The sequence below is a fragment of the Pseudonocardia sp. ICBG601 genome (genome assembly GCF_020496245.1).
In genome coordinates this window covers 1-23,974 of sequence record NZ_JAHLJA010000003.1, presented here as the reverse complement: position 1 = coordinate 23,974, position 23,974 = coordinate 1, and the positions used below count along the sequence as shown (strand labels likewise).

Genomic DNA, 23,974 nt, shown 5'->3' with positions numbered 1-23,974 from the left:
CCCGTCACCGCCGCCCGGTCACCGGATCCGGCGCTCCTGCCCGGCCCACGCCTCGTCGCGCAGCACGAACTTCTGGATCTTCCGGTGGAGGTCTTCGGCAGCTCGGCGAAGGTGACCCGCTTGGGCGCCTTGAACCGCGCCAGCCGCCCGCGCACGTGCTCGACGATCTCGTCCTCGGTGGCGCTCTCGCCCTCGCGCAGGGTCACCCAGGCGGCCGGGACCTCGCCCCACCGCTCGTCGGGGACGGCGATCACCGCGACCTCCAGCACGGCCGGGTGGTCGGCGATGGCCTGCTCCACCTCGACGCTGGCGATGTTCTCCCCACCGGAGATGATCACGTCCTTGGAGCGGTCGCGGAGCTCGACGTAGCCGTCGGGGTGCATGACGCCGATGTCGCCGGTCCGGAACCAGCCGTCCGGCGCGGCGTCGCGGGTGGCCTGCTCGTCGTCGAGGTAGCCGAGCATGACGTTGTTGCCGCGCAACGCGATCTGGCCGGTCGTCTCCCCGTCGGCGGGGACGTCGGCGCCGTCGTCGTCGATCACCCGGACGGCGCAGGCGATCATGTTCCCGACGCCCTGGCGGGCCTTCATCCGGGCCCGGGCGTCGGCGTCGAGGTCGTTCCACTCCGGACGCCAGTCGCAGATCATCGCCGGGCCGAAGGTCTCGGTGAGCCCGTAGAGGTGGGTCACCTCGAACCCGAGCTCGGCCATCCGGCGCAGGATCGCTGGGCTCGGCGGTGCTCCCCCGGTCGCGACGGCCACCGGGGTCTCCACCGGCCCGGCCTCCGGCGCGTAGGCGATCATCGACAGCACGGTGGGGGCGCCGTTGAGGTGGGTGACGCCCTGGTCGCGCACGAGCTCCCAGATCCGGGACGGCTCGACCCTCGGCAGGCAGACGTGGGTGGCGGCGGCCGCGGTGACCGCCCAGGGGAAGCACCAGCCGTTGCAGTGGAACATCGGCAGCGTCCACAGGTGCACCGACGACGCGGTCAGCCCGGTGTGGCCGACCATCGCCAGCGCCTGCAGGTAGGCGCCCCGGTGGTGGTACATCACGCCCTTCGGGTTCCCGGTGGTCCCGGACGTGTAGTTGACCGACAGCAGGCCGCGCTCGTCGGCGGGCCGCACCGCGGTGGGCTCCCCCCGGGCGACGAGGCGCTCGTAGTCCGGGCCGACCCGCACCGTGTGCGGCGGGGTGTCGAGGCGGGCGAGGACCTCCGCGACGAGGTCGTCGAACACCGGGTCGGCCACCAGCACCGAGGCGCGGGAGTGCTCCAGGATGTAGGCGACCTCGCCCGCCGACAGCCGGGTGTTGACCGCGACCAGCGCCGTCCCCGACCACGGGACCGCGTGCGCCGCCTCCAGCCCGACGTGGGTGTTCGGCACGAGGACCGCGACCGGGCGCCCGTCGTGCAGCGCGGCGAGCGATCCCGCCAGGCGCCGGCAGCGGTCGCGGAACTCGGTGTAGGTGAACCGCAGGTCGCCGTCGACGACCGCGACCCGGTCGCCGTGCGCCGCCGCGGCCCGGTCGAGGAACGCCGTGGGGGTCAGCGGCTCGTAGGACAGGTCCACCAGGTCGGCCGGGACACCCGCCGGGTGGACGGGGACGGGAGCCTCGTCGGTCATCCCCCGAGCCTCCCCGGCAGCGCCCGGGCACGCAATCGCCCCGCCCACCCGGAGATCCGCCGCCCGCCCGGGGCCACTGCCTGCCCGGGGGGGCCACCGTCCGCCCGGGGGGCACCGTCGGCCCGGGGGGCACCGTCCGCCCGGGGGGGGGACCGTCGGCGCGGTGACTCGCAGCCCGCGCGCGATGTGCAGCCTGCGCGGTGATCCGCGCCCACACAGTGATCCGCTTCCCGCGCGGTGATCCACCGTCCGCGCGGTGATCCGCTCCGCGCGTGCGTCCGGACACGCGCGGGCCGCGGATCTCCGCGCGCACTGTCGATCACCGGTTCGGCCGACCACCGACCACCGGCCCCGCCGATCACCGCACCGTCGGCTACCGGCACCACCGACTGTCGGCACCGTCGGCTGCCAGCACCGCCCGACCACGGGCACCGTCGACCACCGACCACCGGCACCACCGACCACCGGCACCACCGACCACCGACACATGGCACCGTCGGCTACCGGCACCGTCGACCACCGGCTCGGCGGCGGCCCTGTCCCCGTCGTGGCGGGCTGGGTTACGTTCGCAGTGGCAACGAGGCTCGTCGGGAGGCGGACGCAATGGCGTGGGACTTCAGCACCGATCCGGAGTTCGAGGAGAAGCTGAAGTGGATGCGCGGCTTCGTCCGCGACGAGATCATCCCGCTGGAGACCCTCGACCTGGACCGGGAGACCTTCGCCCGGATCACCGCCCCGCTCAAGGAGCAGGTCAAGGAGCAGGGTCTGTGGGCGGCGCACCTGCCCCCGGAGCTCGGCGGCGGCGGGTTCGGCCAGGTCTCCCTCGGGCTGATGCACGAGATCCTCGGCCAGTGCCGCTACGCGCCGGGGGTGTTCGGCAACCAGGCCCCCGACTCGGGCAACGCCGAGCTGCTCGCGATCGGCGGGTCGCCGGAGCAGAAGGAACGCTGGATGCACCCGCTGCTGCGCGGTGAGCTGCGGTCCTGCTTCTCGATGACCGAGCCCGGCGCCGGCGCGGACCCGACGATGCTGTCCACCCGGGCCGTGCGCGACGGCGACGACTACGTCATCAACGGTCACAAGTGGTTCTCCTCGAACGCCACCGGCTCGGACTTCCTGATCGCGATGGTGGTGACCGACCCGGACGCGCCGCCGTACCAGCGGGCCTCGATGATCGTCGTCCCGACCGACACCCCGGGCCTCGACGTCGCCCGCGACATCCCGGTGATGGACCACCCCGACGTCGGCGGCGAGATCTACGGCGGCCACGCCGAGGTGTTCTACCGCGACGTCCGGGTACCGGCGACGAACCTCGTCGGCAACCCCGGCGACGGGTTCCGGCTCGCCCAGCAGCGGCTCGGCCCGGGGCGCATCCATCACGCGATGCGCTGGCTGGGCCAGTCCCGGCGGGCGTTCGACATGCTCTGCGAGCGCGCGGTGTCGCGGACGGCGAGCGGCACGCGGCTCGCCGACAAGCAGATGGTGCAGGACATGATCGCGCAGTCGGCGGCGGACATGGCCGCGGCGCGACTGCTGACCCTGCACGCGGCGTGGACGATGGACCAGGTCGGCGCCTCGAACGCCCGGATCGAGATCGGGATGATCAAGTACTGGGGCGCGAAGGTGCTGCACGACGTGATCGACCGTGCGATCCAGGTGCACGGCTCGCTGGGCTTCTCCGGGGACCTGCCGCTGGAGCAGATGTACCGAGCGGCCCGGGCCGCGCGCATCTACGACGGTCCCGACGAGGTGCACAAGGAGTCCGTCGCGCGGCGCATCCTGCGCGGCTACACCCCGGTGGAGGTCCCCACCGAGCACGTCCCGACCCGCACCGAGGCCGCGCGCCGCAAGTTCGCGGAGTACCTGGACACCGCGGCGGCGAACGCCTGATGCCTCAGGCCGGCGTGGACTTCCGCGCCGGCCCGGAGGCGAGGTCGGCGCGGTAGTCCGCGACCAGCGCGTTCATCGCGGTGAGGAAGCGGGCCGCGGCGGCGAGCTCGTCGTCGTCGAAGCCGGCGAGCACGGCGTCCATCCGGGCACCGAGCGGGCCGAAGAACGCCCCGCCGACCTCGGCGGCGTTCTCGGCCTGGCGCAGGGTCACCCGCCGCCGGTCGGTGGACTCGCGGCTGCGGCGCACGTGGCCGGCGCGCTCCAGGCGGTCGACGAGCGCGGTCGTCGCACCGGTGGACAGCCCGAGCCGGGCACCGAGGACGCCCGGGGTGAGCGGTTCGCCCGCGGAGTCCGCGCGCATCACCGCGAGCAGCGCGTGCAGGTCGGTGGGGTGCAGCCGGTGCCGCCCGGCGAACTCCTGGCCGAGCAGCTCGGCCTCGCCCGCGTAGTCCTGCAGCAGCGCGACCAGGTCCTCACGTCGCGTCCGGGCAGGCATGCCGACGAGCCTAGTCGCGTGCGGCGACATACCGGGCGCGGGTCAGCGCTCCGGCCGGCGCGGCGGCGTACCGGGCGGGGGTCCGGCGCGGCGGCGTACCGGGGCCGGGTCAGCGCCCCGTCCAGCGCGGCGGGCGCTTCTCCAGGAACGCCGCGATCCCCTCGGTCTTGTCCGCGGACCGGTCGATCGCCGCCGAGGCGATCTCGGTGGCGTTCCAGCCGCGCTCGTCCGGCTCGGACACCACACGTTCCAGCGCGCGCAGCGACACCGACACCGCCAGCGGCGAGTTCTCGCACACCGCGGCCGCGAGCGCCAGCGCCGCCGCCTCCGCCCCGCCCGGCTCGACGAGCTCGGAGACCAGGCCCAGGGTGTACGCGCGCTCGGCGTCCAGCGGGCGCCCGGTGACCAGCAGCTGCTTGGCGATGTTGAGCGGCAGCGGCCGCGGCGCCCGGAACAGCGCCCCGCAGTTCGCGACCAGGCCACGGGCGACCTCGGGCAGCCCGAACCGCGCCGTCGTCGACGCGACGACCATGTCGCAGGCCAGCACGATCTCGAACCCGCCGCCGTAGGCGACGCCCTCGACGGCCGCGATCAGCGGGCGCCGCCGGTCCCGCCGGACGACGCCGTAGTTGCCGCCGCGCGGCGTCGGCCCGCCGGAGCCCGCGGCCAGGTCGGTGCCCGCGCTGAACGCCGTCGCGTCCCCGGCGAGCACGCCGCACCACAGGTCCGGGTCGTCGTCGAGGGTGTTGAGCGCCTCGTCGAGCCCGGCCGTCATCGCCGCGTCGACGGCGTTGCGCTTGTCCGGCCGCGTCATCCGGATCAGGAGCACGTGTCCGTGCCGCTCGGTGGTCACCCGTGTCCCCGTCATGCCGTCCGTCACGATCGTGACTGTAGGTGGGGAGCGGGCCCGGGCGTTCGTACTGTGGTGATCGTGTCCCGCAGCAAGCGCGTCCCGACCGCGGCCGTCCTGTCCGTCCCGCTCGCCCTGACCGGGGCCCTCGCCGCGCTCGGCGTGCACGTGCGCCGCAACATGGGGGCCCGCGCGGGCGAGCTCCACCGGATCGCCTCCGGGTCGCCGAACGCCGTCGACGGCGTGTTCGCCAACACCGAGCCGGGTCTGCCGCGGGCCAAGGCCTCGGCCCGGATGATCCTGAACATGCTGGTGGGCCGCCTGTCCGAGGGCGTCGCGCCGGCCACGGTGCCGCTCGCGCCGCTGCGGACCCCCGACGCGCCCGCCGGGCTGGCGGTGACCTGGCTGGGCCACGCCGGGGTGCTGCTGGAGATCGACGGCCGACGGGTACTGGCCGACCCGGTCTGGTCGGAGTACGCCTCCCCCGTGCCGCGCTTCGGGCCGCGCCGCCTGCACCCGCCGGTCGGGCCGCTGTCCGCGCTGGGGTCCCCGGACGTCGTCGTGATCAGCCACGACCACTACGACCACCTCGACCGCCTGACGGTCACCGCGCTGGCCCGCGACACCTCCGCGGTGTTCGTCGGCCCGCTCGGGGTGGGCGCGCACCTGCGGGCCTGGGGCGTGCCCGGGCACCGGGTCGTCGAGCGCGACTGGGAGGGCGTGGTGACCGTCGCCGGGCTGGAGCTGACCTGCCTGGAGACCCGGCACTTCTCCGGACGCGGGCTGCGCCGCAACACGACGCTGTGGGCCGCCTGGAAGGTCGCCGGGCCGCGGCACACCGCCTACCTGGGCGGGGACACCGGCGCCACCCGGGCGCACGCGCGCACCGGGGCCGCGCACGGCCCGTTCGACCTGACGGTGCTGCCGATCGGCGCCTACGCCGACCTGTGGCCCGACATCCACGCCGACCCGGAGCAGGCCGTCGCCGCGCACCGCAAGCTGGGCGGCCGGGTGCTGCTGCCGATCCACTGGGCGACGTTCAACCTGGGCTTCCACCCGTGGGACGAGCCCGCCGAGCGGGCCCGCAAGGCCGCCGCCGACCAGGACGTGGTCCTGGCCCTGCCGCGCCCGGGCGAGCGGATCGACCTGACCGGCGTCACGACCGTCGACGACGCCCGCGCCGCGGTTCCCACCGAACCGTGGTGGCCGACCGCGCGCTGATTCGCGTCACGTTCACCGCTGACCCTTTTCGCCCATTCCCGTCGCCCGGACGCCGTATCCCCCGACCGGAAACGACGGCGCCGGACTATTTCCGGGTAGGGGTTCGACAGGTCGGTTCGGCATCCTTTATCGTTCTGCCCGAAGAATCGGTTCCGGCTCCGACCGGGCGATTCCCGTCTCCGGCCGATCCGGTGATTCCCCCGTGGAAGGAATGACGACGTGGCGCAGCAGACGACCATCACACTGGTCGACGACCTCGACGGCACCGAGGCCGACGAGCAGGTGGAGTTCTCCGTCGACGGCCGCGCCTACGAGATCGACCTGTCCACCAAGAATGCCGAGAAGCTGCGGGAATCGTTGGCGCCCTACGTCGCGGCCGCCCGTCGCGGGTCCGGTCGGCGCAGTCCCGCTTCCGGCGCCTCGTCGTCGAACGGTTCCAGCGCCTCGGAACGCGCCGCGAACCGCGCCGTGCGGGAATGGGCGGTGGCCCAGGGCATGAAGATCTCCGAGCGCGGGCGTATCCCGTCCTCGGTTCTCGAGGCCTATCAGAACGCGCACTCCTGACCGCTGCCGCCGCCGGGGTCGCCCCGGATGGCAGGATCGGGCCGACGAGAGACGTGCGCCGGGCGATACGCGGCGCGCCCCGACGGAGAGGCCCCGATGTACCCAGGCACGCATGCCGCGACGACCCCCGACAAGCCGGCCGTGATCATGGGGGGCTCGGGCGCGACCCTGACCTTCCGTGAGCTGGAGGAGGGGTCCGCCCGGCTCGCGAACCACCTGCGTGCGGCCGGTCTGCAGCGGGGCGACGTCGTCGCGCTCGTCGCGGAGAACACCGCGCGGGTCTACGAGGTGTACTGGGCCGCCCAGCGGTCGGGGCTCTACATCACCGCGGTGAACCACCACCTGTCCGCGCCCGAGGCGGCCTACATCGTGCGGGACTGCGGCGCGAAGGCGCTCGTCGTCTCCGCCGGTGTCGCCGGTCTGGCCGCGGCGATCGAGGACCACGTCGACACCCCGGTGCGGCTGGCCTTCGGGGGCGAGATCCCCGGTGCGTCGCGTTACGCCGACTACGACGAGACCCTCGCCGCGGTGTCCGCCGAGCCGCCGGCCGACCAGCCGCGCGGCGCGGACATGCTCTACTCCTCGGGCACCACCGGCCGCCCCAAGGGCATCAAGCCGACGCTGCCCGACCGGCAGGTCGACGAGCCGGGCGACACCTACCAGGCCCTGTTCGGGTCGATGTACGGCTTCGACACCGACACCGTCTACCTGAACCCGGCCCCGCTCTACCACGCCGCGCCGCTGCGGTTCACCGCCACGGTGCAGGCGCTCGGGGGCACCGTCGTGGTGATGGAGCGCTTCGACCCCGAGAAGGCGCTGGCGCTGATCCAGAAGTACTCGGTCACCCACTCGCAGTGGGTGCCGACGATGTTCGTGCGGATGCTCAAGCTCCCGGAGTCCGTCCGCGCCTCCTACGACGTGTCCTCGATGCGGGTCGCGATCCACGCGGCCGCGCCGTGCCCGGTGGACGTCAAGCAGGCGATGATCGACTGGTGGGGCCCGGTCCTGCACGAGTACTACGCCGCGACCGAGTCCAACGGCATCACCTTCATCGACTCGGCGCAGTGGAGCGAGCGTCCCGGCTCGGTCGGGCGCGCCGGGCTCGGCACCATCTGGATCGCCGACGACACCGGCGCCGTCCTGGCCCCGGGCGAGATCGGGACGGTCTACTTCGAGCGCGACGTCCGGCCGTTCGAGTACCACAACGACCCGGGCAAGACCCTCGCCGCGACCCACCCCGAGCACGAGAACTGGACCACCACCGGGGACCTGGGCTACCTCGACGAGGACGGCTACCTCTTCCTCACCGACCGCAAGGCGTTCATGATCATCTCGGGCGGGGTGAACATCTACCCGCAGGAGGTCGAGGACGCCCTCGCGCTGCACCCGAAGGTGCTCGACGTCGCCGTCATCGGGGTGCCCGACGACGAGATGGGCGAGAAGGTCAAGGCCGTCGTCCAGCCCCCGGAGGGCGTCGACGCCGGCCCGGAGCTGGAGCGCGAGCTGATCGACTTCGTGCGGGAGCGGATCGCGCACTACAAGGCGCCGTCGTCGGTGGACTTCACCGACTTCCTGCCGCGCACCCCCACCGGCAAGCTGGTCAAGCGGGAGCTGCGCGACCGCTACGTGTGATTACGCCACTCCCCCGCGTCGCCCGCGGCGCGGGGGAGGTCAGGTGGCCCGGCGGGCGTAGCGGGCGCGGGTCCAGGCGGCGACCAGCGCCAGCGGCACCGAGGCCACCAGGGCGGCGGCGAACAGCGGGGCGAAGCGCCCGGCGTCGGCCAGCGGGGCACCCAGCGTGGTCCCGGCCGAGCTGCCCAGGAACAGCAGCGTCGCGAACAGCGCGACGGCGGTCGCGCGGGCCTGCGGGACGACCTCGGTCGCCCAGGTCTGCAGGGTCGAGTGCAGGAACGCCCACGCCCCACCCAGGCAGAGCCCGGCCGCGGCGACCGTCACCGGGTGCACGACGACCAGCGGGAACACCCAGGCGACGACGAGGAACCCGCCGCCGGTGCCGGCCAGCGCGGCCGGGCGCAGGCGCCCGACCAGGCGTCGCACGACCCGGGAGAACAGCACCGCGCCGACGCCGTAGCCCCCGGCGGCGAGCCCGGCGAGCGCGGCGGAGCTGCCCCCGGCCTGCAGCGACGGGGCCAGGTAGGTCAGCACCCCGAGCACGACGGCGCCCTCGACGAAGGCGAGCGCCAGCACCAGCCGCGCCCAGCCGTTCCCGGCGACCGCGGCCAGCGGGCGGAGCACCGCGTCGACGATCCCGCGCGAGGTGGTGCGGGCGCCGTCGGGTTCGGGCAGCGCCCGCAGCGCGACGAACAGCACCGCGCAGCCGGCCGCCGTCGTCCCGAGGACGACGCGCCACCCGGCCAGGTCGGCGAGCAGTCCCGCCCCGGCCGTGGCGACGGCGGTGCCGAGCGCGGTCGCGGCGAGCAGGTCCGACAGCGGCCGCTGCCGGACCGCGGCGGGCCAGGTGTCACCGACGTAGACCAGCGCCGCCGGGATCAGCGCCGCCGTGCACGCGCCGGTGACGACCCGGGCGACGACCAGCACCGCCAGCGTCGGGGCCAGCACCGAGGCGACCCCGCCCAGCACCGCGCCGACCAGGGCCAGGCGCATCACCCGGACCCGGCCGATCCGGTCGGACAGCACCCCCCACACGACCTGCATGAGGCCGTAGGCGAGGAAGTAGCCCCCGGCCGCACCGGCCGCCGCGGCCAGCGGCGCCGAGAACGACGCGGCGATCGGCACCAGCAGCGGCGCGATCGCGAACCGGTCGACGGTGCTCGTCAGCGACGCCAGCTGCAGCAGCCGGAGCCGCCGGGTGCCGTCGGGGACGGCACCGCCGGGGTCGGCTCCGTCGGGGTCGGCTCCGTCGGGGTCGGCTCCGTCGGGGGTCGTGCTCACCGGCGTCACCCTGCACGGCGGGCCGTGATCTTGCCCCACCGGGGTGAGCGGGACCACAGTGGCGGGGCAGTCGAGGCTCGGGAGGCCACCGGTGGGCACGATCACGGGACACGGGATGACCGCGGCGGACATCGTCGCGCGGCACGCACGGACCGCACCGGACGCTCCGGCGCTGGCCGACCCGCGGACGTCGCGGACCTGGGCGCAGCTCGACGACCGGGTGTCCCGGCTGGCGACCGTGCTCGCCGACCGGGGGGTCGACCGCGGGGACCGGGTCGCGGTGCTCGGGCTCAACTCCGTCGAGCTCGTCGAGAGCTACCTGGCGGTGCTGCGTCGCGGCGCGATCTGCGTGCCGCTGAACTTCCGGCTGACCGCGGGCGAGGTCGCGTTCCAGCTGACCGACTGCACCCCGGTGGCGGTGCTGTGCGACGACGCCTTCGCCGCCACGGTGGAGTCGGCGCGGGAGCAGGCCCCGTCGGTGCGGACGGTGCTCACTCTCGGCGACGGGTTCGACGCACTGCTCGCCGGGACCGGTCCCGGCGACTGGGGCGACGACGTCGCCGACGACGAGCCCGCCTACATCATGTACACCTCGGGCACGACCGGCCGCCCGAAGGGCGCGGTGCTGACCCACCGCAACCTGATGCTGCACGCGTTCCTGTCGATCACACACCTGGGCACCGCGGGCGACGACCGGGTCTCGATGTCGGGGGCGCCGCTGTTCCACATCGCCGGGCTGTCCGGGATGCTCCCGACCCTGATCGCGGGCGGCCGGGTGATCATCCCGCCGTCGGGCGGCTTCGACCCGGTCGCGACGGTCGACACCCTGGAGCGGGAGCGGGTGTCGTCGTGCTTCTTCGTCCCGGCGCAGTGGCAGGCGATCTGCGCCGTGCCCGGCATCGCGCAGCGGGACCTGTCGGCGCTGCGCCGGATCACCTGGGGTGCCGCTCCCGCGTCGACGACGCTGATCCGCACCATGATCGACACGTTCCCGGAGGCCATGGTGGTCACCGCGTTCGGGCAGACCGAGTGCAGCCCGGTCACCTGCGCGCTGCGCGGCGAGGACTCGGTGCGCAAGATCGGCTCGGTGGGGACGCCGATGGTCGGCGTCGAGGTGCGGGTGGTCGACGCGGAGATGAACGACGTGCCGCGCGGCGAGGTCGGCGAGATCGTCTACCGCGGTCCGACCGTGATGCGGGAGTACTGGGGCCGCCCGGAGGCGACGGCCGAGGCGTTCCGCGGCGGCTGGTTCCACTCCGGTGACCTGGTGCGCGAGGACCCGGACGGCTTCTACTACGTCGTCGACCGCGCGAAGGACATGATCATTTCCGGCGGGGAGAACGTGTACAGCGCCGAGGTCGAGGAGGTGCTGGCCGCGCACCCGGGCGTCGCCGACGTCGCGGTCGTCGGGGTGCCCGACGCGCGCTGGGGCGAGACCCCGCTCGCCGTGGTCGTGCCCGCCGACCCCGCGGCCCCGCCGGACCTGGACACGCTCACCGCGTGGTGCGCCGACCGGCTGGCCCGCTACAAGCAGCCGAGCCGGCTCGCACTGGTGGAGGCGTTGCCGCGCAACCCGTCGGGCAAGGTGCTCAAGACCGAGCTGCGCCGGGTCCACGGGTCCGTGTGAGACGAACCCGCTCGCGTCGGCGGCGGTGGGACGCCTAGCGTCGCGGGGGTGTCCGTCGTGGAGTCCGTGAACACCGGGGTGTCCCGTCCGATCCTCGCCAAGGCGGGGGCCTCGGGCATCGACAAGCGGCCGGTACCCGGTCCGGTCCGGGTGGACGTCCCGGCGCCCGCGGCGAGCGGGCTGGCCGGCGACACGATCTGCGACGCCGACCACCACGGCGGCCCGGACCAGGCCGTCTACGCCTACGCCCGGGAGGACCTGGAGTCCTTCGCCGCCGAGCTGGGCCCGCTGCGGGCGGGGATGTTCGGGGAGAACCTCACCACCCGCGGCGTCGACGTGTGCGGCGCGGAGCTGGGCGAGCGCTGGCGGGTCGGCGGGGTGCTGCTGCAGGTGACCGCGCCGCGCATCCCGTGTCGGACCTTCGCCGCGCACCTGGAGCGGGCGGGCTGGGTGAAGCGGTTCACCGCGGCCGCCCGCCCCGGCGCCTACCTGCGGGTCCTGTCCCCCGGCGAGATCCGCGCCGGCGACGCCGTGACCGTCGAGCACCGGCCCGGGCACGGCGTCACCGTCGCCGACGCGTTCCGGGCGCTGCTCGCCGAGCCGGCCCGGCTCCCGGACCTCCTGGCCGCGGGTGAGCACCTGCTGCCGGAGATCCGGGAGACCGTCACGAAGCGGACCGCGTCCCGGCGCTGACCCGGCCGTAGCGCATCCCCATGGCCGTGCGGACCGCGTCGAGCGTCTCGTCGGCCAGCGCGTTGGCGCGGGCGTTGCCGCGGGCCAGCACGTCGTCGACGAGCCCGGGGTCGCGGGCCAGCTCGGCGCGCCGCGCGCGGTGTCCGGCGAGGTGGTCGTTGACCGCGTCGGTGGTGAGCCGCTTCAGCGCGGCGGCCCCGTCCAGGGTCGCGGCCAGCTCGTGCGGGTCGCGGCCCAGGCACAGGGCCGCGGTCGTGAGCAGCCCGTACACCCCGGGCCTGCCGTCCGGGTCGACGGTGATCCGCCGCTCGGGGTCGGTGCGGGCGCGGCGCACGAGCGCCGCGGTCTCGTCGGCGGTCGCGCCGAGCGGGACGGCGTTGCCGCGGGACTTGGACATCTTGTGCCCGTCGAGCCCGGGCAGCTCCGGGGTCTCGGTCAGCATCGGCTCGGGCGGGGTGAACACCGGGCCGTAGCGCTCGGCGAAGCGCCGGGCCAGCACCCGGGTGAGCTCGATGTGCGGGAGCTGGTCCTTGCCCACCGGCACGAGGTCGGCGCGGCAGGACAGGATGTCCGCGGCCTGGTGCACCGGGTAGGTCAGCAGCAGCCCCGACAACGCGCGCCCGGACGCGGCGTGCTCGGCCTTCACCGTCGGATTGCGGTGCAGCTCGGCCTCGGTGACCAGCGACAGGAACGGCAGCATGAGCTGGTTCAGCGCGGGCACCGCGGAGTGGGCGAACACCGTCGTGCGGTCCGGGTCGAGCCCGGCGGCGAGCTGGTCGAGCACCGCGCCGCGGACGTGCTCGGCCAGCCGGTCGGCGACGTCGCGGTCGGTGATCACCTGGTAATCGGCGAGGATCACCAGCACGTCCACTCCGGACCGTTGCAGCCGGACGCGCTCGGAGATCGTGCCCACCAGGTGCCCCAGGTGCAGCGGGCCGGTCGGCCGCTCCCCGGTCAGCACCCGGTGCGACGACGGGTCGGCGGCGACGGCGGCACGCAGCGCGGGCATCCGGGCGACGGTGGCGGCGAGGGAATCCATGATCAGCTCCTGGGAACGGGGAGCTGCACGAGACACACCGGTTGCCGCCGGGCTGCTCGGGCAGCCCGGGGTGACGGTGACGTGCGTCTACGCGGCTGCGGGGAGCAGCCGCCACCAGACGGGACGGGAGGAACGCACGGGGGCACCTTACACCCGGTCAATCGACAATCGTTATCATCACCGGCATGGCCGACCGTCGCGTTCCCGTCACGATCCTGTCCGGCTTCCTCGGCGCGGGGAAGACGACGCTGCTGGAGCACCTGCTCGCGAACCGCGCGGGCAGGCGGATCGCCGTCGTCGTCAACGACATGAGCGAGGTCAACATCGACGGCGCGCTGGTCGACCTGCACCGCAGCCAGGAGAAGCTGGTCGAGCTCACCAACGGCTGCATCTGCTGCACGCTGCGCGAGGACCTGCTGACCACGGTCGGCGAGCTGGCCGCGGAGGGGCGCTACGACCACGTCGTCGTCGAGTCGACCGGGATCTCCGAGCCGATGCCGGTCGCGGCGACGTTCGAGTGGACCTTCGACGACGGCACCGCGCTCTCCGACGTCGCGCGGCTGGACACGATGGTCACCCTCGTCGACGCCTCGACCTTCGAGACGCTCCTGACCAGCGAGGACTCGCTCGCCGACCGCGAGCTGCAGGCGGCGCAGGGCGACGAGCGGACCCTGTCGGACCTGCTCGCCGACCAGGTCGAGTTCGCGGACCTGCTGGTGCTCAACAAGACCGACCTCGTCGCGCCGCACGCGCTGGGCCGGATCGAGGCGCTGCTGTCGCGGATGAACCCGGGCGCCCGCCTCGTGCGCGCCGTGCGCGGGGACGTGGCGGTCACCGACCTGCTCGACACCCGTCGTCACGACCCGGCGGCGGCCGCGGCGACGCCGGGCTGGGCCCAGGAGCTGAACGGCTCGCACACCCCCGAGACCGAGGAGTACGGGATCGCGAGCGTCACCTGGCGGGCGGCGCGCCCGTTCCACCCGGCGCGGCTGCTCGACGCGCTCGGCGAGTGGCCGGGCCTGCTGCGCAGCAAGGGCTTCTGCTGGCTGGCGACCCGGCCCGACGTCGCCGGGATGTGGTCGCAGGCCGGCCCGAACATGGCGCTGGACCCGGCGGCGCCGTGGTCGTCGTTCGACGGGCCGCGCGGGCAGGAGATCGTGTTCATCGGGCTCGGCCTGACCCGCGACGCCGTCACCGCGCGCCTCGACCCGGCCCTGCTCACCGACGACGAGCTGCTCGCCGGGCCCTGCTCCTGGCGCGACCTGGACGACCCCCTGCCCGCCTGGGACCTCGACGACCTGCACGACCACGGGATCCACGAACACGCGCCCGCGGCCGGGTAGCGTCCGGGCACGTGCCCGACCTCACCCCGGACGAGTTCCGCGCCCTCGGCCACCTGTTCGTCGACGCCGTCGCCGACGCCCGCGCCGGGATCGAACGCCACCCGGTCCGCGACGTCGTCGAGCCCGGCACCGTGCGGGCCCGCTTCCCCCGCGAGGCGAACGAGGACCCCGAGCCGCTCGCGGCGTTCCCGTCGCTGGTCGAGACCGTCACCGGTGACGCCGACACCCGCTGGCAGCACCCCGGGTTCCACGCGTTCTTCCCGGCGAACGCCTCGCTGACCTCGCTGCTCGGCGAGCTGCTCTCCGGCGGCGCCGGGGCGCAGGGGATGCTCTGGTCGACCTCGCCCGCGTGCACCGAGGTGGAGCAGGCGGTCACCGACCAGCTGGCCAGGGCGCTCGGGCTGGACGAGACGTTCACCCACGACGGCGGCGGGGGCGGCTCGATCCAGGACTCGGCGTCCTCGGCGGCGCTGGTCGCGCTGACCGCCGCGCTGCACCGGGCCGCACCGGACCCGGACTCCGGCTGGCGGGTGCGCGGGGTGACCGGCCGGGAGCGCGTCTACGTCACGGCCGAGACGCACTCGTCGCTGGCCAAGGCGGTGCGGGTGGCCGGGCTCGGCTCCGACGGGCTGCGGACCGTCCCGTGCACCCCGGGCTCCCGGGCGATGGACCCGGCCGCGCTGGCCGACACCCTCGCCGCGGACGTCGCCGCCGGGCTGGTCCCGGTGCTGGTGTGCGCGACGGTCGGGACGACCTCGACCGGGTCGAGCGACCCGGTCGCGGCGCTGGTCACGGCGGCGCGGCCGTACCGGGCCTGGGTGCACGTCGACGCCGCGTGGGCGGGCGTCGCGGCGCTCTGCCCGGAGCACCGCTGGGTGCTCGACGGCGTGAACCCGGGCCCGGGGCCCGGCGTCGACTCCTTCTGCACCGACGCCCACAAGTGGCTGCTCACCGCGTTCGACGCCTCGCTGCTCTGGGTGCGCGACGCCCGCGCGCTGCCGGCCGCGTTGTCGATCACCCCGGCCTACCTGCGCGACGCGCACTCCGACTCCGGCGCCGTCGTGGACTTCCGGGACTGGCAGGTCCCGCTCGGGCGGCGGTTCCGGGCGCTGAAGCTGTGGGCGGTGCTCCACGGCCAGGGGCTGTCCGGGCTGCGGTCGCACCTGCGCGGGCACGTGGACCTCGCCGCCGAGCTGGCCGAGCGGGTCTGCGGGCACGACGACCTGGAGCTGGCGTGCGCACCGGTGCTGTCACTGGTCTGCCTGCGCTCGCGCTCCGGCGACGCCGCGACCACCGCGCTGCTGGAGCGGGCCAACGCCGACGGACGGGTGCTGCTCACCGGCACCGAGGTCGACGGGCACCCGGTGGTGCGGGTGGCGTTCGGCGGGGTCACCACGGGCCGCGAGCACCTCGACATCGTGTGGGATGTCCTGTCTGCCCGATCGTGACCGCCATGGGTAAGGTTCGCCTGTCCACCCGGAAGGGTGTACTGACCTGATCCCCCGGCGCCCGGTGCACCCCGCCCGCACGGGTCCCGTCGAAAGGACCGCCCCCATGCCCCGACCCCTGCTCCGCGCGCTCGCCGCGTGCGTGGTCCTGCTGCTGGCACTCGCCGGCTGCTCCTCCGGGGGCTCCGGCGACGCGGCACAGCCCGCCCCCGCCGGCGACGCCCCCACCGGAGCGTTCCCGGTCACCCTCACCCACGCCTTCGGGCAGACGACGATCCCCGCCGCGCCGCAGCGGGTCGTGACCGTGGGCTTCAACGACGCCGACTTCGCCCTCGCCCTCGGCGTGAAGCCGGTCGGGGTCCGCGAGAACATCGGCGACTACGACTACGCGAAGCGCCCCTGGGCGCAGGAGGCACTCGGCGGGACGCAGCCGCAGCTGCTGACCGGGTCCGAGATCCCGGTCGAGCAGGTCGCCGCGCTCAAGCCCGACCTGATCCTCGGCGTCTACTCCTTCATGGACCAGGCGACCTACACCGCGCTGTCGCAGATCGCGCCGACCGTCGCCCAGGGCACCCCCGACGGCACGAACGCCGCGGGCTGGGAGGAGCAGACCCGCATCACCGGGCAGGCCACCGGCCGCACCGAGCAGGCCGAGCAGGTCATCACCGCGACCCGCGCGACGTTCGACGAGGCCAAGGCCGCCCACCCCGACTTCGCGGGCAAGAACCTCAAGATGGACTTCTTCATCGAGGGCGTCCCCTACGACATGGGCACCGACGACCTGCGCGCCCAGATCTTCGCCGGCCTCGGCTTCACCGTCCGGCCGGACTCGCAGACCCTCTCGCTGGAGCGCCAGGGCGACCTCGACAGCGACGTGCTCGTGGTGCTGGGCCGGTCGCGCGCCGAGTCCGAGGCCGACCCGGTGTTCCGCGCGATCCCGGCGGTCCAGCAGGGCCGGGTCGCCTACCTCGGGCCGTTCGAGACCGAGTTCGCCGCCGCGCTCGGCTACTCCAGCCCGCTGTCGCTGCCCTACGCCATCGACACCGTCGCGCCGCAGCTCGACGCGGCGCTCAAGGGCCAGGCCCCCGGCAACTGACGCCGGCCGTGCACCGGTGGACGTGGACGTCACGTCCACCGGTGCCCCGCCGGGACCCTCAGGTCAGGTAGCCCCCCATGCGGCGGAAGTGGTCACCGGCGACGTGCTCGACACCGTCGGCGTCGCGCACCCGCTGCAGGACCAGGCCGTACTGACCGCCGCGCCAGGCGTCCGGCCCGGCGACGACGACCACCCCGCTCCCCTCGCGGGCGAAGATCCGCCCGTTGGTCCCGCCGCAGCGCTCCCGCGACACCGTCGCCTCCAGCACCCGAAGCCGCGCGCCCTCGTGCAGGCACCAGGCGTTCGGGTACGGCCCGGTCTGCGCGCGCACCAGGTTGACCAGGTCGGCGGCCGGACGGTCCCAGGGGATGCGGTTGTCCTCGTCGGCCCGCTTGTGGAAGAACGACGCGTGCGCCGGGTCCTGGGTGAGCCACTCGTGCGGACCGTGCTCGACCCGGTCGAACGCCTCGAGCGCGAGCGGTCCGAACAGGAGCACGGTGCGCTCGAACAGGTCCTCGGTGGTGTCGGTCGGGGTGACCGGCACGGTGCGCTGGCAGATGATCGGGCCGCGGTCGAGCTCGGCGTCCATCCAGTGCGCGGTCACGCCCACCTGGCTCTCGCCGTTGATCAGCGCCCAGTTGAGCGGGGAGAACCCGGCGTAGCGCGGGAGCAGCGAGTCGTGGGTGTTGACCGTGCCGCGCGGCGGGGCGGAGAACACCTCCGGGGAGATCCAGGTGCGCCAGTTGCAGGCCACCCCGATCTCGGCGCCGGAGCCGGTGATCGCGGTGACCAGCTCGGCGTCGACGGCCTTCTCCCGGTAGAGCACCGGGATCCCGTGCTCACGGGCCAGGTCGCCGAGCGACTCCTGGAAGATCACCGGGGACGGCTCGCCCTCCTCCGGGTGGCTGACGACGAGCACCACCTCGTGCCGCGAGTCCAGCAGGTCGGCGAGCAGCCGGGCTCCCCACTTCTGGTAACCGAACAACACGACACGCACGGGATGTCGACCTCCTCCTGGGATGCGGCGCGACGACGGGCGCCGGACGGTGCGCGACCCGGAAAGCGGCGGACCACACACCCACCGTCATGATCGCCGCGCGTCGGTGAGGTTAGCCTCCCTTCATGACCGCGCACAGGGGCACCGGTGACACACAGGTCACCGCACGAGAGGTGGTCCGCAGCACCATCAGGTCGTTCCGCGGCCGGGTCGCGGCGGCGACCGTCCTGCTGTGCGGGCACCAGGTCGGAGAGGCACTGGTGCCGGTCCTGGTGGGCGTCGTGATCGACCGCGCGGTCGCGACCGGCGACGTCGGCAGCCTGGTGATCTGGCTGCTCGTGCTGGCCGCGGACTTCGCGATGCTGTCCTACAGCTACCGGTTCGGCGCACGGCAGGCCCTGCACGCCGACCTGCGTGCCGACGCCGGGCTGCGCACCCGGGTGGCGGCCCGGCTGCTGGACCACCGCGGCGGCGCCGAGACCGGCAGGCTGCCCGGCTCGATCACCTCGATCGCCGTGGCCGACGCCAAGCGAGTCGCGGTGATGAACTTCTGGATCCCCACGGCCGCGGCCGCCGCGGCCGCGCTCGTGGTCGCCGCCGTCGCGCTGCTGCGGATCTCGCTCCCCCTGGGCCTGCTCATCCTGCTCGGCACCCCGCCGCTGCTGTGGCTGATCGGCCGGGTCGGGCGGCCGCTGGAGCGGCGCAGCGGCGCCGAGCAGGAGCGGGCCGCGCGCGCCGCCGGCACCGCCGCCGACCTCGTGTCCGGGATCCGCGTCCTCAAGGGACTGGGCGCCGGGCCCGCCGCGGCCGAGCAGTACGCGGCCAGCAGCCGTACCGCGCTGGGCGCCACGCTGCGGGCGACCCGCGCCGAGGCCGGGTTCCTCGGCACCGTCCAGCTCGCGAACGGCCTGTTCCTCGCGGTCATCGCGCTCGTCGGCGGTCTGCTCGCCCTCGACGGGTCCATCACCGTCGGCAACCTGGTCTCCGCAGTCGGGCTCGCCCAGTTCCTCGTCGGGCCGCTGCAGACCCTCGGGATCGCCGGGGCGCGCTTCGCCCAGGCGCGGGCCTCGGCCGGGCGGATCGCCGAGATCCTCTCCGCACCGCCCGCCGTCGGCCCCGGCCGCGACGGCCGGGACGCCGGCCCCACCGACCCCGCCGCCGCGCTGGCGGTCACCGGGCTGCGCCACGGCCCCCTCGACGGCATCGACCTGGAGGTGCCCGCCGGTCAGCTGCTCGGCGTGGTCGCCCCCGACCCGTCCGCGGCGACCGCGCTCGCCCGCTGCCTGGCCCGCGACGTCGCACCCGACTCCGGGCGGATCCTGCTCGGCGGCACCGGCGTCGACGACCTCGCCCCGGCCGCCACCCGGTCCACGCTGCTGGTCGCGGCGCACGACGCGCACCTGTTCACCGGCACCGTCCTGGACAACGTCACCGCCGCGACCGGCGACGGCGCCCCGGGGTCCGCGACGGTCGCGGCGATGGCCGCGGCCCGCGCCGACCAGGCCGTCGAGGCCCTCCCGCAGGGTGCGGACACCCCGGTGACCTCGCGCGGCAGCTCGCTGTCGGGCGGGCAGCGCCAGCGGGTCGCGTTGGCCAGGGCGCTGGCCGCCGACCCCCCGGTCCTGGTGCTGCACGACCCCACGACGGCCGTCGACGCCGTCACCGAGTCCGAGATCGCGGCCCGGCTGCGCGAGCACCGCACCGGCCGCACGACCGTGCTCCTCACCACCAGCCCGGCACTGCTCGCGGTCACCGACCGCGTGGTGGTGCTGCGCGACGGCCGCGTCGTCGCGGACGCGACGCACACCGAGCTGATGACCGACGACACCGACTACCGCAGGGTGGTGACCGGATGACCACCGGGACCGAGCCGTCCGGACCCCGCCTGCTGCCCGTCGCCGACGGGCGCCGCACCCGCGCCGTCCTCGGCGAGCTGCTGGCCCCGCGCCGTGGGACCGCCGTCGCTGCACTCGTCGCCCTGGTCGCCGGGGCGGCGGTGAGCCTGGTCGCGGCACCGCTGCTGGGCCGGATCGTCGACCTCGCCGCGCGGGGGTCGGAGCCGTCCGCGCTGACCGCGCCGGTCGCCGCCCTGGCCGGGGTCGCGGTCGTCCAGGGTGTGCTCGCCTTCGCCGGGATCGCGCTGATCGCCCGGGTCGGGGAGACGATGCTGGCCCGGCTGCGGGAGCGCTTCGTCGCCCGCGCGCTGGACCTGCCGCTGGAGACCCTGGAGCAGGCCGGGTCCGGTGACCTCACCTCGCGCGTCACCGACGACGTCAAGGTCGTCGGCGAGGCGGTGCGCGAGGCACTGCCCGAGTTCGCCAGGGCCGCGCTGATCATCGGCCTGACCCTGGTCGCGCTCGCCGCCCTGGACTGGCGGTTCCTGCTCGGCGCGCTGCTGGCGGTGCCGATCCAGGTGGTCACCGCCCGCTGGTTCCTGCGCCACTCCGGCCCGCTCTACGACGACGAGCGCATCGCGGGCGGGGCCCAGCAGCAGCAGCTGCTCGACACCGCGGCCGGGGTGAGCACGGTGCGCGCGTTCCGCCTCACCGACGACCACCTGGACCGGGTCCGTGCCCGCGCCGAGGCCGTCGCCGGGATCGGGCAGCGGCTCGTGGTGCTGCAGACCCGCTTCTTCGGCCGGCTCAACGCCGGTGAGGTCCTCGGCCTGAGCGGGGTGCTGGTCGCCGGGTTCGTGCTGGTCGGCAGCGGCAGCACGACGATCGGTACGGCGAGCGCGGCGGCGCTGTACTTCATCAACCTGTTCACGCCGATCAACATCATGCTGTTCCAGCTCGACGCCGCCCAGTCCGCGGTCGCCGGGCTGCGGCGCATCGTCGGCGTCGCCGAGATCGACCCGCCCGCCCCGCCGGCGGACCCGGCCGTGCCCGCCGACGCCCGGGTGCGGGTGCGCGGCCTGACCCACTCCTACGTCGACGGCCACCCGGCGCTGTCCGGGGTGGACCTCGACCTCGCCCCCGGCACCCGGGTCGCGCTGGTCGGCACCAGCGGTGCGGGCAAGTCCACGCTGGCCAAGCTCGTCGCCGGGATGCACACCCCGGACGCCGGGGTCGTCGAGATCGGCGGCGTGCCGCTGGAGCGCATCGACCACCGCGGCGGGCGGGCGCCGGTCGTCCTGGTGACCCAGGAGGTGCACGTGTTCGCCGGGCCGCTCGCCGAGGACCTGCGCCTGGCCCGCCCGGACGCCACCGACGACGACCTGCGCGCCGCCCTGGCCACGGTCGGCGCGGCGCCCTGGGTGGACCGGCTGCCCGACGGGCTGGAGACCGTCGTCGGGGACACCGGGCACGCCCTGACCGTGGTGCAGTCCCAGCAGCTCGCGCTGGCCCGGCTGGTGCTGGCCGACCCGCCGGTGGTGATCCTCGACGAGGCGACCGCCGAGGCCGGCAGCGCCGGCGCGGCGGAGCTGGAGCGCGCGCGCCGACGCCGCGCTGGCGGGTCGCACGGCCGTCGTCGTGGCGCACCGGCTCAGTCAGGTCGCCGACGCCGACCTCGTGCTGGTGCTCGAGGCCGGGCGGACCGCGGAGACCGGCACGCACGCCGAGCTGGTCGCCTCCGGCGGCCGGTTCGCCCAGCTGTGGCAGGCCTGGACGGGCCTGCGCGGCGAGCCCGTCCGGCGTACCGGCGCCTGAGGTAAGGGTCTCTTGACCTGGCCCGGGACTTAGGTAAGCCTCAACTGCCACAGCGGATCACCGGGCAACGACGGACCCGTCGTCCCGGGTCGAGAGAACAGGAACGTCATGCCTCACGCCTCACCGTCCAGGGGACGGTTCCGCCCGCTCCTCGTCGCCCTGCTCGGTGTCCTCGTCCTCGCCGGGTGCTCCTCGGCGCCCTCGGGCGGCAGCGGTGACGGGACGCCGGCCACCCCGGCCGCGTCCGGGACGTTCCCGGTGACCGTCGAGCACAAGTACGGGTCCACCGAGATCACCGCCGAGCCGAAGCGGGTCGTGACCCTGGGCTACACCGACCCGGACGCGCTGCTCGCCGTCGGGATCGCGCCGGTCGGGATCGTCGACTGGTTCACCCAGCCCCCGGCCGGCAACAAGTGGCTGTGGCAGGAGCAGGGCTTCGCCGGGCAGACCCCCGAGGTCGTCGGCGTCCGCGAGGAGTACCAGCTCGAGAAGATCGCGGCGCTGAAGCCGGACCTGATCATCGCGTCGTACTCGGGCATGACCCAGGAGCAGTACGACCAGGTCTCCCGGATCGCGCCGACGGTCGCCCAGCCCAAGGGCTTCGAGGACTACACCGCGTCCTGGCAGGTCATGACCCGGGAGATCACCAAGGCCGTCGGCCGCGAGAAGCAGGGCGACGAGCTGGTCGCCGCGACCGAGAAGAAGATCGCCGACGCCAAGGCCGCGCACCCCGACTGGGCGCAGCAGACCGCCGTCGCGGTCTCCTACGACACCCCGAACTACTTCGCGTTCGCCGGTGGCGACATCAAGGCCGACCTGCTGGCCCAGCTCGGCTTCCGTGCCCCCGAGGCGATCACCCGGGCCGCCGCCGGGACGAGCGAGGCGCAGCTGAGCCCGGAGCAGGCCGGCGAGTTCGACGTCGACAAGCTGCTCGTGCTCGCCCCGACCGAGGCCGCGAAGGCCGAGATCGAGGCACGTCCGGAGTTCAGCAGGCTCACGGCCGTCCAGCAGGGCCGGGTGCTGTGGATGCTCAGCTCCGAGCGCACCGAGCCGCTGCCCGCCGCGCTGAGCTACGGCAGCGTGCTGAGCCTCCCCTACGCCCTGGACAAGCTGGTGCCGGAGCTCGAGGCACTGCCGCCGCCCAGGGCTGAGCCCGGGGCGCGCCCCGCACACACGACAGGGGGCCGGTCGCACCGCGACCGGCCCCCTGTCCTGTCTCCTGTCCTCGCTCAGTCCCGCCCGGTCAGCTCCCGCAGCGCCGCGGTCCACCGGCGTCCGAGGTCGGCGACGACGTCGTCGTCGAGCACCGCGGCCGGGTGGATCAGGTCGGCGTGCACCCGGGCCCGTCCGCGCCGTCGACGGTGCGGGCGATGACGGTCAGCGGGAACCGCTGGCGCATGTCCGGCTCGACGGCGATGTCGAGGACGTCGTCCTCCTCGGCGAAGCCCCAGTCGCGCGGGGCGCGCCGGTCGAACCGGCCCAGGTAGTTGAACTCGATCTCGGGCAGCGGAGCGGAGCGGCGCGAGCTCGCGGCGGCGGTGTCCGGGTTCAGGGGCGCAGCAGGCCGAACCCGAGGCCGTGGTCGGGCTCGGCGTCGAGGTCGGCGACCAGCCGGTCGCGCACCTGCCCGGCGGGTCCGCGCGGGTCGACCGCGACCGGCCGGATCGCGGTGAACCAGCCGACGGTGCGGGACAGGTCCGGTCGCGCCGCGACGGCCTCCTCCTCCCGGCCGTGTCCCTCCACCGCGAGCGGCACGACCCCCTGGCGGGGGCGCCGTGGTGACGCGCGAGGCCGGCGACGGCGATCCCGAGCGCGGCGGCCAGTGCCCGTCCGCACCGGCGGCGAGGACGGCGGGCCGACAGGTCCGCGGGCAGCTCCACCGGGTGCACCCGGTTGGTGCCGTGCCGGTCGCGGTCCGGGTCGAACGGCGTCGCCCGCGGCAGTGCCACCCGCGGTCCGGCCAGGACCGAGCGCCACCGGCCGGTCTCGGCGACCCGCTGCGGGCGGGCGGCCTCGGCGCGAGCATCGACGCCCAGGCGCGGTAGGACACCGGACCGGCGGCGGCGCCGGCTCGCGCCCCGCGTCCTGGGCGGCGACGGCAGCGGCGAGGTCGTCGAGCAGGATCCGCCACGACACCCAGTCCACGGCGACGTGCGCGACCACCAGCAACAGGCGTCCGGGGCGTCCGGTCCGGCGGCATCGAACCAGACCGCCGACAGCATCGTGCCGGAGCCGGGATCGAGCCGGTCGCGCGCGGCGAGCGCCTCCTCCCCCAGCAGCCCGCGCACCTGGTCGGCGGTGTTCGCCGCGCCGACCGGCACCTCCCGCAGCACCGGGCGGGCACCGCGGGCGGGACCTCCAGGCCGTCGGCGGTGCGCCGGGCGCGGAGCATGCCGTGCGTGGCGAGCAGACGGGCCCAGTGCGCGGCGCAGCACCGGCCCGGTCAGCCCGGCCGGGGTTGCGCACCAGCACCGACTGGTTGTAGCCGGGCGCGTGCGGGTCGACCTCGGCGAGCCAGTCCAGGA

Annotated in this window: 19 protein-coding genes and 1 pseudogene; 13 read left to right on the top strand and 7 right to left on the bottom strand. The window is 74.9% G+C overall.

The features are described 5' to 3' along the window. Positions 1–18: 18 nt before the first annotated feature. A pseudogene (locus KPL57_RS04745) lies at positions 19–1,622 on the bottom strand (AMP-binding protein). A gap of 603 nt (positions 1,623–2,225) precedes the next feature. Here KPL57_RS04745 and KPL57_RS04740 point away from each other — a divergent pair. Next, positions 2,226–3,512 carry an acyl-CoA dehydrogenase family protein gene (locus tag KPL57_RS04740; protein WP_226350676.1) on the top strand — a complete coding sequence of 429 codons (1,287 nt, stop codon included), beginning with the start codon at positions 2,226–2,228 and terminating at the stop codon, positions 3,510–3,512. A gap of 4 nt (positions 3,513–3,516) precedes the next feature. Here the strand turns inward: KPL57_RS04740 and KPL57_RS04735 are convergent, their stop codons facing one another. Then, positions 3,517–4,008: a MarR family winged helix-turn-helix transcriptional regulator gene (locus KPL57_RS04735; protein ID WP_226350675.1), complete on the bottom strand. Its 492-nt coding sequence runs from the start codon at positions 4,006–4,008 to the stop codon at positions 3,517–3,519. A gap of 109 nt (positions 4,009–4,117) precedes the next feature. Then, on the bottom strand, positions 4,118–4,888 hold the full coding sequence (locus tag KPL57_RS04730; protein ID WP_226350674.1) for an enoyl-CoA hydratase-related protein: 771 nt from the start codon (positions 4,886–4,888) through the stop codon (positions 4,118–4,120). A 51-nt stretch (positions 4,889–4,939) separates the two neighbouring features. Between KPL57_RS04730 and KPL57_RS04725 the strand changes: the two genes are divergently transcribed. The 3 genes from KPL57_RS04725 to KPL57_RS04715 all read left to right on the top strand — a co-directional run bounded on the left by KPL57_RS04725 (position 4,940) and on the right by KPL57_RS04715 (position 8,275). Further along, positions 4,940–6,079, top strand: coding sequence for an MBL fold metallo-hydrolase (locus tag KPL57_RS04725; protein ID WP_226350673.1), 1,140 nt, complete (start codon positions 4,940–4,942; stop codon positions 6,077–6,079). Between the two features lie 219 nt (positions 6,080–6,298). Next, a complete protein-coding gene (locus tag KPL57_RS04720) occupies positions 6,299–6,643 on the top strand; it encodes an Lsr2 family protein (protein WP_226350672.1) in 345 nt (114 codons plus the stop codon). A 96-nt stretch (positions 6,644–6,739) separates the two neighbouring features. After that, a complete protein-coding gene (locus KPL57_RS04715) occupies positions 6,740–8,275 on the top strand; it encodes an acyl-CoA synthetase (protein ID WP_226350671.1) in 1,536 nt (511 codons plus the stop codon). Between the two features lie 39 nt (positions 8,276–8,314). Here the strand turns inward: KPL57_RS04715 and KPL57_RS04710 are convergent, their stop codons facing one another. After that, entirely contained in the window at positions 8,315–9,556 is a 1,242-nt protein-coding gene (locus KPL57_RS04710) for an MFS transporter (protein ID WP_226350670.1), read from the bottom strand. A gap of 115 nt (positions 9,557–9,671) precedes the next feature. On the opposite strand from KPL57_RS04710, the gene KPL57_RS04705 reads away from it, so the two are divergent. Both KPL57_RS04705 and KPL57_RS04700 read left to right on the top strand, forming a co-directional pair. Further along, positions 9,672–11,183 (top strand): long-chain-fatty-acid--CoA ligase, encoded by a 1,512-nt coding sequence (locus tag KPL57_RS04705; protein WP_226350677.1) that lies wholly within the window; start codon positions 9,672–9,674, stop codon positions 11,181–11,183. A gap of 48 nt (positions 11,184–11,231) precedes the next feature. After that, the gene (locus tag KPL57_RS04700; protein WP_226350669.1) at positions 11,232–11,876 is read left to right on the top strand and encodes an MOSC domain-containing protein; all 645 of its coding nucleotides are present in this window, start codon (positions 11,232–11,234) and stop codon (positions 11,874–11,876) included. Here the strand turns inward: KPL57_RS04700 and trpS are convergent. After that, positions 11,848–12,915, bottom strand: coding sequence for a tryptophan--tRNA ligase (gene trpS / locus KPL57_RS04695; protein ID WP_226350668.1), 1,068 nt, complete (start codon positions 12,913–12,915; stop codon positions 11,848–11,850). The genes KPL57_RS04700 and trpS overlap by 29 nt on opposite strands. A 185-nt stretch (positions 12,916–13,100) precedes the next feature. Here trpS and KPL57_RS04690 point away from each other — a divergent pair, with 185 nt between their 5' ends. From KPL57_RS04690 to KPL57_RS04680, 3 genes are all read left to right on the top strand, one after another. Further along, positions 13,101–14,258, top strand: a complete 1,158-nt coding sequence (locus tag KPL57_RS04690; RefSeq protein ID WP_226350667.1) for a GTP-binding protein — start codon at positions 13,101–13,103, stop codon at positions 14,256–14,258. A gap of 11 nt (positions 14,259–14,269) precedes the next feature. Continuing rightward, complete coding sequence (locus KPL57_RS04685) at positions 14,270–15,706, top strand: aspartate aminotransferase family protein (RefSeq protein WP_226350666.1); 1,437 nt, start codon at positions 14,270–14,272, stop codon at positions 15,704–15,706. Between the two features lie 106 nt (positions 15,707–15,812). Next, complete coding sequence (locus KPL57_RS04680) at positions 15,813–16,802, top strand: ABC transporter substrate-binding protein (protein WP_226350665.1); 990 nt, start codon at positions 15,813–15,815, stop codon at positions 16,800–16,802. Positions 16,803–16,860: 58 nt separating this feature from the next. On the opposite strand, the gene KPL57_RS04675 is transcribed toward KPL57_RS04680, so the two are convergent. Then, the gene (locus KPL57_RS04675; RefSeq protein ID WP_226350664.1) at positions 16,861–17,799 is read right to left on the bottom strand and encodes a methionyl-tRNA formyltransferase; all 939 of its coding nucleotides are present in this window, start codon (positions 17,797–17,799) and stop codon (positions 16,861–16,863) included. A 125-nt stretch (positions 17,800–17,924) separates the two neighbouring features. Here KPL57_RS04675 and KPL57_RS04670 point away from each other — a divergent pair, with 125 nt between their 5' ends. From KPL57_RS04670 to KPL57_RS04660, 3 genes are all read left to right on the top strand, one after another. Then, on the top strand, positions 17,925–19,655 hold the full coding sequence (locus tag KPL57_RS04670) for an ABC transporter ATP-binding protein (protein WP_226350663.1): 1,731 nt from the start codon (positions 17,925–17,927) through the stop codon (positions 19,653–19,655). Continuing rightward, entirely contained in the window at positions 19,652–21,454 is a 1,803-nt protein-coding gene (locus KPL57_RS04665; RefSeq protein ID WP_374203661.1) for an ABC transporter ATP-binding protein, read from the top strand. Before KPL57_RS04670 ends, KPL57_RS04665 begins: the two co-directional genes overlap by 4 nt. Positions 21,455–21,557: 103 nt before the next feature. Next, positions 21,558–22,823, top strand: a complete 1,266-nt coding sequence (locus KPL57_RS04660) for an iron-siderophore ABC transporter substrate-binding protein (protein WP_226350662.1) — start codon at positions 21,558–21,560, stop codon at positions 22,821–22,823. Positions 22,824–22,997: 174 nt separating this feature from the next. On the opposite strand, the gene KPL57_RS04655 is transcribed toward KPL57_RS04660, so the two are convergent. Continuing rightward, positions 22,998–23,204: a hypothetical protein gene (locus KPL57_RS04655; RefSeq protein ID WP_226350661.1), complete on the bottom strand. Its 207-nt coding sequence runs from the start codon at positions 23,202–23,204 to the stop codon at positions 22,998–23,000. A 20-nt stretch (positions 23,205–23,224) separates the two neighbouring features. Here KPL57_RS04655 and KPL57_RS04650 point away from each other — a divergent pair, with 20 nt between their 5' ends. After that, positions 23,225–23,494 (top strand): hypothetical protein, encoded by a 270-nt coding sequence (locus tag KPL57_RS04650; RefSeq protein WP_226350660.1) that lies wholly within the window; start codon positions 23,225–23,227, stop codon positions 23,492–23,494. The last annotated feature ends 480 nt before the right edge of the window (positions 23,495–23,974 follow it).

Excerpts from the sequence above, each read along its gene's own strand:
- KPL57_RS04665 (WP_374203661.1), top strand. The coding sequence starts at position 19,652 with ATGACCACCGGGACCGAGCCGTCCGGACCCCGCCTGCTGCCCGTCGCC.
- KPL57_RS04680 (WP_226350665.1), top strand. The coding sequence starts at position 15,813 with ATGCCCCGACCCCTGCTCCGCGCGCTCGCCGCGTGCGTGGTCCTGCTG.
- KPL57_RS04705 (WP_226350677.1), top strand. The coding sequence starts at position 9,672 with ATGACCGCGGCGGACATCGTCGCGCGGCACGCACGGACCGCACCGGAC.
- KPL57_RS04690 (WP_226350667.1), top strand. The coding sequence starts at position 13,101 with ATGGCCGACCGTCGCGTTCCCGTCACGATCCTGTCCGGCTTCCTCGGC.
- trpS (WP_226350668.1), bottom strand. The coding sequence starts at position 12,915 with ATGGATTCCCTCGCCGCCACCGTCGCCCGGATGCCCGCGCTGCGTGCC.
- KPL57_RS04735 (WP_226350675.1), bottom strand. The coding sequence starts at position 4,008 with ATGCCTGCCCGGACGCGACGTGAGGACCTGGTCGCGCTGCTGCAGGAC.
- KPL57_RS04715 (WP_226350671.1), top strand. The coding sequence starts at position 6,740 with ATGTACCCAGGCACGCATGCCGCGACGACCCCCGACAAGCCGGCCGTG.
- KPL57_RS04740 (WP_226350676.1), top strand. The coding sequence starts at position 2,226 with ATGGCGTGGGACTTCAGCACCGATCCGGAGTTCGAGGAGAAGCTGAAG.
- KPL57_RS04660 (WP_226350662.1), top strand. The coding sequence starts at position 21,558 with ATGCCTCACGCCTCACCGTCCAGGGGACGGTTCCGCCCGCTCCTCGTC.
- KPL57_RS04670 (WP_226350663.1), top strand. The coding sequence starts at position 17,925 with ATGACCGCGCACAGGGGCACCGGTGACACACAGGTCACCGCACGAGAG.